This is a genomic window from Corynebacterium sp. HMSC036D02 (assembly GCF_001836165.1).
Lineage (GTDB): Bacteria > Actinomycetota > Actinomycetes > Mycobacteriales > Mycobacteriaceae > Corynebacterium.
On sequence record NZ_KV827665.1, the window covers coordinates 1 to 7,499 of the forward strand.

Here is a 7,499-nt window from a genome sequence, read left to right on the forward strand (position 1 = left end):
GGGATGTTCACAACTCAAAGGCAGGCGCCGTTCAGCCCCAAAGACGCCTTTTGACAGACGCCATTTGTCAGATGCCTTCTGTCGGATGCCGTCCGCGAGATGCCTTCGGCCGGTTTTCCTGTACACGCATCCGGCGATTGGACCGCGTCTCGGTAGCCGGCCAATCAGTTCCTCGGATACGGGGTGGTGCACATACACGGTAGGCGTAGACCGGTCATGCACATGGTTCTCGTCAAAAGGCTTCTCTCAAAAGGTTGCAGTCAAACGGTTTACCTGGGGGCAAGTAAACCTTTTACACCGAGCTAGATGGTTCGTTTGGGGGCAAACAAACCTTATGACTGCAACCATCTAACGCGAGCCCTCTACCGGCATACCAAGCCGAGCAAGGAAGCTAGAAGAGCTCCCCTTTTAATGAAATCACCCAAGTTTCCACGCCAGTTCTGACTATATCGCGGAAGGTGGGTTAGGTGCGAAGGGGGCGGGTGGAGCCGTCGAGAAGCAGGCAACAGTAGCTGATGAAGACGGCGTCGGTGAGGGGTAGTTCGCCCACCGCGACTTCGAGGCCGCGGCCCCGCGGAGTGGTGCGAGCGACCTCGGTGGCGGTGCCCGACGTGGCGGAGTCTGGGATAGCGAGGATGCGGCGCTGCCGGCGAAAGGGGTTCGTGCGCTCAAGCAAGTACTCGCGGCCCTGACAGAGCGCGCGCAGCTTGTTCACCGTGAAGCTGGCCTGCTCCGCGGAAAAGTCGGCCCCGCGCACGGTAAAGCGCCGCGCGCCCGGGGTGTGCTTGAAGGCGATGGTGGTGCCCGTTTGGGGCAGCAGCAGGCCCGTCGGAGTCACGCGGGCGATGACTTCGCCCGCGCCATCCGCCAACGCCCCGTCGCGCCACACCCAACGTTGCATCAGAGAAGCACCGCGATGATGGCAACGATGGTCATGAGCAGCAGCGTCGTGATGATCGGGACCGCGGTCTTCTGCGTCCGAGCCTCCAAAATGACGCGGGTAAACCAGCTCAGCGCAGCAATTTCCGAATGACTGAGATCATCGGAATCATCGCTGTCCTCGCCTTCGAACTCGAGGATGGCCTTGCGTACGCCAGAGTTCTTGGAGGAAAATTGCGCGATTTTCAGGCCGTCGTGGTCCTCGACAATCCAGTCGCCGCCGGCCTCGTTGATGAAGGCAAAAGTGCGCCCATCCAGCGAGGCCTCCAAACGCTTATCGCGCTTGGGGTTGCCCGCCAGGCGGTAGACACGGTCATCTTCCAAGGTCACCGACGCGCCCAGATCATCGAGGCCCAGGCGCCAGTGCTCGCCTTCCACATCTGCCGAGCGTTCCTGGAACATGCCCAACGACGCCGGCCCCTCCCCCACGAGGAGGACCGGGTTCTGGCGGTCGCTGCGGTCCCAGCTGGTGTAGTGCATTAGCAGCCGATCAGTCGAGCGGCCAGGTAAGCCTCAAGCTCATCGAGCTTGACGCGCTCCTGCTCCATGGAGTCACGCTCACGCACGGTGACCGCGTTGTCCTCGAGGGTGTCGAAGTCATAGGTCACGCAGAACGGAGTACCAATCTCATCCTGGCGGCGGTAGCGGCGGCCGATGGCACCAGACACATCGAACTCCACGTTCCAGTTCGCGCGCAGCTTGTTAGCCAGCTCGCGGGCCGGGGTGGACAGTTCTTCCTTCTTCGACAGCGGCAGCACGGCCACCTTGACCGGAGCCAGACGGCGATCCAGGCGCAGCACCACGCGCTTATCGGTACCGCCCTTGGCGTTCGGGGCCTCCTCTTCGTCGTAGGCATCGATGAGGAAGGCCATCATGGCGCGGCCCAGGCCGGCAGCCGGCTCGATGACGTACGGGATCCAGCGCTCGCCAGCCTCCTGGTCAAAGTAGGACAGGTCCTCGCCCGAGCCCTTGGTGTGCACGGAAAGGTCGTAGTCCGTACGGTTGGCCACGCCTTCCAGCTCGCCCCACTTGGAGCCCTTGAAGTTGTAGGCGTATTCCACGTCCACGGTGCGCTTGGAGTAGTGGGAGAGCTTCTCCTGCGGGTGCTCGTAGAGGCGCAGGTTCTCCTTCTTGATACCGAGGTCGATGTACCAGTTGAAGCGGTCATCGATCCAGTACTGGTGCCACTCTTCGTCCTCGCCCGGTTTGACGAAGAACTCCATCTCCATCTGCTCGAACTCGCGGGTGCGGAAAATGAAGTTACCCGGGGTGATCTCGTTGCGGAAGGACTTACCAATGTTGGCGATGCCGAACGGCGGCTTCATACGCGCCGAGGTCATCACGTTCTTGAAGTTCACGAAGATGCCCTGCGCGGTCTCCGGGCGCAGGTAGTGCAGGCCCTGCTCATCATCAACCGGGCCCAGGAAGGTCTTGAGCAGACCGGAGAAGGCCTTCGGCTCGGTCCAGTCACCCGGCTGGCCGGTCTCCGGATCATTAATATCCGCAAGGCCATTTGCCGGCTCATGGCCGTGCTTTTCCTCATAAGCCTCAATCAGGTGGTCGGCGCGGTAGCGCTTACCGGTGTGCTTGGACTCCACCAGCGGGTCGGTGAAAACCTCAACGTGGCCGGAGGACACCCACACCTGGCGCGGCTGGATCACAGATGTATCGACACCCACGACATCATCGCGGGACTGCACCATGTGGCGCCACCACTGGCGCTTGATGTTCTCTTTGAGCTCGACGCCAAGCGGGCCATAGTCCCACGCAGAGCGGGAACCGCCATAAATTTCACCTGCCTGGTAGACCAAGCCGCGGCGCTTACACAGGCTGACGACGGTATCAATGACGGATGCCATAGCTAATGGGACTCCTCTGGTAGGGGACAGTCTTTATACAGTGCGGCCTAGTCTAGCGTGCCCCTTAGCACCGCGTGCCTTCACCCCAGAAGTGTGGTGCATTTTATACACATTTCCGCATTCTTCAGCTATAGTGCCGATAGCTCTCTTTTTAACTCTCCACCGATAGAAATGACTGAAGGTGAACGGCGTGACCAACACCCAGACTGACACCCCTCCCCTCGATCTGGCGGCGGCTGCCTCCGTCATTAGCGCTTTGGATTCACCATTGCGCATCGACATCATCCAGCGCCTAGCCGAGCGCGATCACTACGTCCACGAACTGGTCTCCGCGACCGGCAAATCGCAGCCACTTATTAGTCAGCACCTGCGGGTTTTGAAACGCGCGAACATCGTCGACAGCGAGCGCACCGGCCGCGAAGTCCGTTACTCTTTGGTGGCCCCTAAGGTGCTGCCTTTGCTTCGCGACGCCTCACTGGCCATCTCTTAATGGAAGTGTGTTGATAAACTAAGCCACATGGCCATCCACGACAGTATTCCCAAACTCGGCGCTCGCAATACACGCCAGCGCACCGCCGTCGTTGAGGTCCTGCGCAGCCTCGATAAGTTCGTCTCTGCCAAGGACATTCACCAGGCGCTTCTCGACGGCAACCAGAAAGTCGGCCTCACCACCGTCTACCGCACGCTCCAATCACTTTCGGAGATTGAAGCTGTCGACGCGCTCCACATGCCCTCCGGCGAAACCCTCTACCGCCATTGCGAAAGCGATGCGCACCACCACCACTTGGTATGCACCAAGTGCGGCCGCACCGAGGAAATCGACGGCGGCCCGATTGAAGAGTGGGCCTCCTCGGTAGCCAAGGAGCATGACTTCGAGCTCACCGGGCACGATGCCGAAATCTTCGGCATCTGCGCCAACTGCTCCGCTGCGTCATAGAAGCTTTTACCGCGCCTAGCCTTTCCGCACAGGGAGTCTTTCTTTCACAGAAAACCTGTCCCCTCAGCCAGCCCTAAACTAGCGGCGGCTGAGGCTTTTTCTTTTGCCCACTACCAGCGACAACCCCTTTCCCGTCAGGCAAGCCAGGTAAAGCACCCTTTACAGTAAAGGGCACTTGACATATAGTGTCCGTAAAGCACGCTTTACAGACATCGCTGACAGGAGAACCATGCGCACCACTCGTTTTGGCCGCCCCAAATTTGGCGGCACCCAAGCCAAACTAATCGTCCTTTCCCTAGCCGCGGGCCTAGCTCTCGCCACGACAGCCGGAGCTGCCATTGCTGCGTTCGTGCATCAAGAAGCGCCGTGGCTCGCTTTTGCGGTCTACGCTTTGTGCCTTCTCCCAGTAACCACGGTGGCTAGCTGGGCATTCATGGTGGATCGCTCCACTATCGACGGGGCCACGCCAGACCCAGAGAACTCCATCGAGTCTCATTGGTATTCACAGGCTTCCGAAAACACCCTGCATGCCATGCTCTTTGCTATCGGTGGCCTAGGCATCATCTCGTCCTTCTGGGAATTCAGCGTCTCCGGCACTCTGCTCACCATCATTCTGGGAGCCTTCGTTACTGGCACCTTTGGTATCAGCTATATCGCGCACAAGAAGGCCGCGAGCTAAGCCGTGGACAACCGACTCAAAGAGATACGGGAGCAGCGTAAGCTCTCACAACAAGGCCTCGCCACCGAATTGGGTGTCTCGCGCCAAACCATCATCAGCATTGAAAAGGGGCGCTACGATCCATCGCTTCCCCTCGCTTTTCACATCGCGCGCCACTTTTCCTGCCGCATCGAGGACATTTTCATCCCAGATGCCTAAAAGCGCGCGGCAAACCCCGCGCGCTACTTGACGCCGCCGAAGCGGCGGTCACGCCGCGCGTACTCCTCCACCGCGGCGAACAAGTCTTCCGGCGTGAAATCCGGGAAGAGTTTGTCTTGATAAATCATCTCTGCATAGGCCGACTGCCACAGCAGGAAGTTCGAGGTGCGCTTCTCGCCTGAGGGGCGCAAGAACAAATCCACGTCCGGCATATCGGGGTCATACATCACCGAGCTCACCGTCTTCTCACTGATGGAGCGCGGGTCCAACTCGCCGCGGGAGACTTGCTCGGCGAGGGCCCGGATGCCGTCGACAAGCTCGGCGCGCCCACCGTAATTCACGCACATCACCAGGGTCATCTTGGTGTTGTCCTTGGTGAGCTCCTCGGCAGCCTCGAGCTCCTTGATAACCGAGCGCCACAGGCGCGGGCGGCGGCCGGCCCACACCACGCGCACTCCCCTTTCGTTGAGCCAGTGGCGCTGGCGGCGCAGCACATCGCGATTAAAGCCCATGAGGAAGCGGACTTCCTCCGCGCTGCGGCGCCAATTCTCGGTGGAGAAGGCATAGGCGGAAAGGTAAGGAACACCGAGGGAAAGGCAGGCATCGACGACGTCGAGAAGCACTGCCTCTCCCCGACGGTGACCTTCGGTGCGCTTCATGCCACGCTCCTCTGCCCAACGGCCGTTGCCGTCCATGACCAGCGCGATGTGGCGCGGCAGGAACTCCTGCGGGATAGCGGGCGGATGAAGGACTCGGTTCGGGTCAGGCGTAATCACGGGTTACAGTCTACTGTTCCATGATCCCCAGCGCGCCAACGCTTCGCTCAAGATGCCATTGCAGGTGCGCGCGGGTGAGGCGGTGGGCCTCTTGGGCTTGGGCATTGGTCGGCTGGCTGGGGTGGTCGTGGGCAATAAGCCACATGTGGTGCAGGGTTTCCGGGTCTACCTCGGCGGCCCCTGGCGGGCGGCATTGGTGGCAGGCGGCTCCGCCCACGGCCGGGTGGAAGGCGTGATGGGGGCCGGGCCTTTGGCACTGGGCGCAATCGAAAAAGCTGGGTGCCCAGCCGGCGTGGGACATGGCTTTGAGGAGGAAGGCGTCGAGAAGCATGAGCGGATCGCCGTGCTGAAGCTTGTCGAGGACATCGACGCAGGCCTCATAAAGGTAGGGATCGCCGGGGGCATCGGCAGCGGCGAGGCGCTCGGCGGATTCGAGCGCAGCACACGCGGCGGTGTAGCGCTCGTAGTCCTCGATGATGCGCGCGCCGAAGTAATCCACGGTATCGGCCTGGGAAATGGTGTAGAGGTTGCGGCCTGGGTAGAGCTGCACGTCGAGGTTGACGAAGAGCTGCAGGCGCGAGCCGAAGCGCGATTTGGCGCGGCGAACGCCCTTGGCCACCCCGCGCACGAGGCCGTGGTGGCGGGTCAAGAGCACGATGATGCGATCCGCCTCGCCGAAATCATAGGAGCGGATGACGAGGGCGCGGTCGCGGAAATTCTCCCGCATGTAGAAGCTCCCCCGCTTCTAGAAGCCCAGGCGGCCCAGCGCCTTCGGGTCCGACTGCCAGTTCTTGAGCACCTTAATACGCAGATCGAGGTAGACGTTGTGGCCCAGCAGCTGGATGATTTCCTTGCGGGCGGTGCCCACGATGCGGCGGAAGCGGCGGCCGTCCTTACCCTCGATGATGCGCTTTTGGCCGGGCCGCTCGAGGTAGAGGATGGCGTGGACGTTGAGGACGTCGGGGCGTTCCTGGCTGGGCAGAATCTCATCGACCTCGACGGCGACGGAGTGCGGGAGCTCGTACTTCAGGCCGGACAGCGCGGACTCGCGGATCAGCTCGGCGATGCGCTTGGACTGGTCTTCATCCGTGATGTGGTCATCGGGGTAGAACTTGGGGCCTTCGGGGAGGTGGTCCACGATGACCTGGGTCAGCTCATCCAGCTGCGCGCGCTCGGTGGCGGAAACTGGGATGACCACGGCATCGGGGTTCTCTTCGGCGAGCAGCTCATGCAGGGCGAGCAGCTGGGCGCCGACTTGGTCCTTGGATGCTTTATCCAACTTGGTGACGATGCCGATGATGGGGGTCTTCGGGGCGACCTTGCGGACGTTCTCCAGGATCCAACGATCGCCTGGGCCGATCTTCTCATCCGCGGGAATGGTCAGGCCGATGACGTCGACGTCCGCATACGTGTCTTTGACAACTTCATTGAGGCGCTCGCCGAGCAGAGTGCGCGGGCGGTGCAGGCCGGGTGTGTCAACGAGAACGATTTGCGCATCCTCACGGTGCACCAAGCCGCGGATGGGGTGGCGGGTGGTTTCCGGCTGGTCGGCGGTGATGGCGATCTTCTGCCCCACCAGCGCGTTGGTCAGGGTGGACTTGCCGGTATTGGGACGGCCGACGAAAGACACGAAGCCGGAGCGGAAGCCCTCGGGCGTGTCGGTGTATTGCGAATAGTCGGCGGCGTTAGCTTCGCCCTCGGCTGGCAGGTCGGCGAAGGCGGCATCGAAATCAGTGCTCATATTGCCTCATATCATAACGCACGAGCTGCCGAGTCCCGTTCTTGTTGTATCGCTCTGCTCTGGCTCTCGACGTGCGGCCCCGAGAGCTTCCTGCCGAGGGGCCTTGTAGTTTGGTCCTTCTACTCTGGTCCCTTCTCTGTGCAAAGGGACCATCTGGTGGCGGTTTTCGCGTGCTAAATGGTCCCCTTAGTGTTCGAAGGGACCAGACTAGAGGGACCTTCTGTGCTCGCGCGGGGTTTATCTGGCCTGCAGATGGTTCTAGTCAGACGGTTCTGGTCATAAGGTTTCTTTGCCCCCAAACGAACCATCTAGCGACCTCCAGAAGGTTTGTTTGCCCCCAAGCGGCGCCTGCCTTTGAGTTGTGAACATC

General features: G+C 61.1%; 10 protein-coding genes. 4 read left to right on the forward strand and 6 right to left on the reverse strand.

From position 1 onward, the window contains the following. Positions 1 to 463: 463 nt before the first annotated feature. From HMPREF2743_RS04260 to HMPREF2743_RS04270, 3 genes are read right to left on the reverse strand one after another with little or no spacing between them, the layout of a single operon-like run. Positions 464 to 901, reverse strand: a complete 438-nt coding sequence (locus HMPREF2743_RS04260; protein WP_070818227.1) for a hypothetical protein — start codon at positions 899 to 901, stop codon at positions 464 to 466. Further along, positions 901 to 1,419, reverse strand: a complete 519-nt coding sequence (locus HMPREF2743_RS04265) for a hypothetical protein (protein WP_070818228.1) — start codon at positions 1,417 to 1,419, stop codon at positions 901 to 903. Before HMPREF2743_RS04265 ends, HMPREF2743_RS04260 begins: the two co-directional genes overlap by 1 nt. Further along, entirely contained in the window at positions 1,419 to 2,798 is a 1,380-nt protein-coding gene (locus HMPREF2743_RS04270; protein ID WP_070818229.1) for a glycine--tRNA ligase, read from the reverse strand. Before HMPREF2743_RS04270 ends, HMPREF2743_RS04265 begins: the two co-directional genes overlap by 1 nt. A 190-nt stretch (positions 2,799 to 2,988) precedes the next feature. Here HMPREF2743_RS04270 and HMPREF2743_RS04275 point away from each other — a divergent pair, with 190 nt between their 5' ends. The 4 genes from HMPREF2743_RS04275 (at position 2,989) to HMPREF2743_RS04290 (ending at position 4,612) form a co-directional block, all read left to right on the forward strand. After that, entirely contained in the window at positions 2,989 to 3,288 is a 300-nt protein-coding gene (locus tag HMPREF2743_RS04275; RefSeq protein WP_070818230.1) for an ArsR/SmtB family transcription factor, read from the forward strand. 27 nt (positions 3,289 to 3,315) lie between these two features. Further along, positions 3,316 to 3,735 (forward strand): Fur family transcriptional regulator, encoded by a 420-nt coding sequence (locus HMPREF2743_RS04280; protein WP_070818231.1) that lies wholly within the window; start codon positions 3,316 to 3,318, stop codon positions 3,733 to 3,735. Between the two features lie 229 nt (positions 3,736 to 3,964). Then, the gene (locus tag HMPREF2743_RS04285; protein ID WP_070818232.1) at positions 3,965 to 4,414 is read left to right on the forward strand and encodes a hypothetical protein; all 450 of its coding nucleotides are present in this window, start codon (positions 3,965 to 3,967) and stop codon (positions 4,412 to 4,414) included. A gap of 3 nt (positions 4,415 to 4,417) precedes the next feature. Beyond that, entirely contained in the window at positions 4,418 to 4,612 is a 195-nt protein-coding gene (locus HMPREF2743_RS04290; protein WP_070818233.1) for a helix-turn-helix transcriptional regulator, read from the forward strand. A gap of 23 nt (positions 4,613 to 4,635) precedes the next feature. On the opposite strand, the gene HMPREF2743_RS04295 is transcribed toward HMPREF2743_RS04290, so the two are convergent. Genes HMPREF2743_RS04295 through era form a run of 3 tightly spaced genes read right to left on the reverse strand, consistent with a single transcriptional unit; the run spans position 4,636 to position 7,129 of the window. Then, complete coding sequence (locus tag HMPREF2743_RS04295; protein ID WP_070818234.1) at positions 4,636 to 5,388, reverse strand: isoprenyl transferase; 753 nt, start codon at positions 5,386 to 5,388, stop codon at positions 4,636 to 4,638. 10 nt (positions 5,389 to 5,398) lie between these two features. After that, the gene (recO, locus tag HMPREF2743_RS04300; protein ID WP_070818235.1) at positions 5,399 to 6,115 is read right to left on the reverse strand and encodes a DNA repair protein RecO; all 717 of its coding nucleotides are present in this window, start codon (positions 6,113 to 6,115) and stop codon (positions 5,399 to 5,401) included. 18 nt (positions 6,116 to 6,133) lie between these two features. Beyond that, positions 6,134 to 7,129, reverse strand: coding sequence for a GTPase Era (gene era / locus HMPREF2743_RS04305; RefSeq protein WP_070818236.1), 996 nt, complete (start codon positions 7,127 to 7,129; stop codon positions 6,134 to 6,136). Positions 7,130 to 7,499 lie beyond the last annotated feature (370 nt).

Bases quoted from the DNA above. Each gene is read 5' to 3' on its own strand.
- HMPREF2743_RS04260 (WP_070818227.1), bottom strand. From the start codon at position 901: ATGCAACGTTGGGTGTGGCGCGACGGGGCGTTGGCGGATGGCGCGGGC.
- HMPREF2743_RS04265 (WP_070818228.1), bottom strand. From the start codon at position 1,419: ATGCACTACACCAGCTGGGACCGCAGCGACCGCCAGAACCCGGTCCTC.
- HMPREF2743_RS04270 (WP_070818229.1), bottom strand. From the start codon at position 2,798: ATGGCATCCGTCATTGATACCGTCGTCAGCCTGTGTAAGCGCCGCGGC.
- HMPREF2743_RS04280 (WP_070818231.1), top strand. From the start codon at position 3,316: ATGGCCATCCACGACAGTATTCCCAAACTCGGCGCTCGCAATACACGC.
- HMPREF2743_RS04285 (WP_070818232.1), top strand. From the start codon at position 3,965: ATGCGCACCACTCGTTTTGGCCGCCCCAAATTTGGCGGCACCCAAGCC.
- recO (WP_070818235.1), bottom strand. From the start codon at position 6,115: ATGCGGGAGAATTTCCGCGACCGCGCCCTCGTCATCCGCTCCTATGAT.
- era (WP_070818236.1), bottom strand. From the start codon at position 7,129: ATGAGCACTGATTTCGATGCCGCCTTCGCCGACCTGCCAGCCGAGGGC.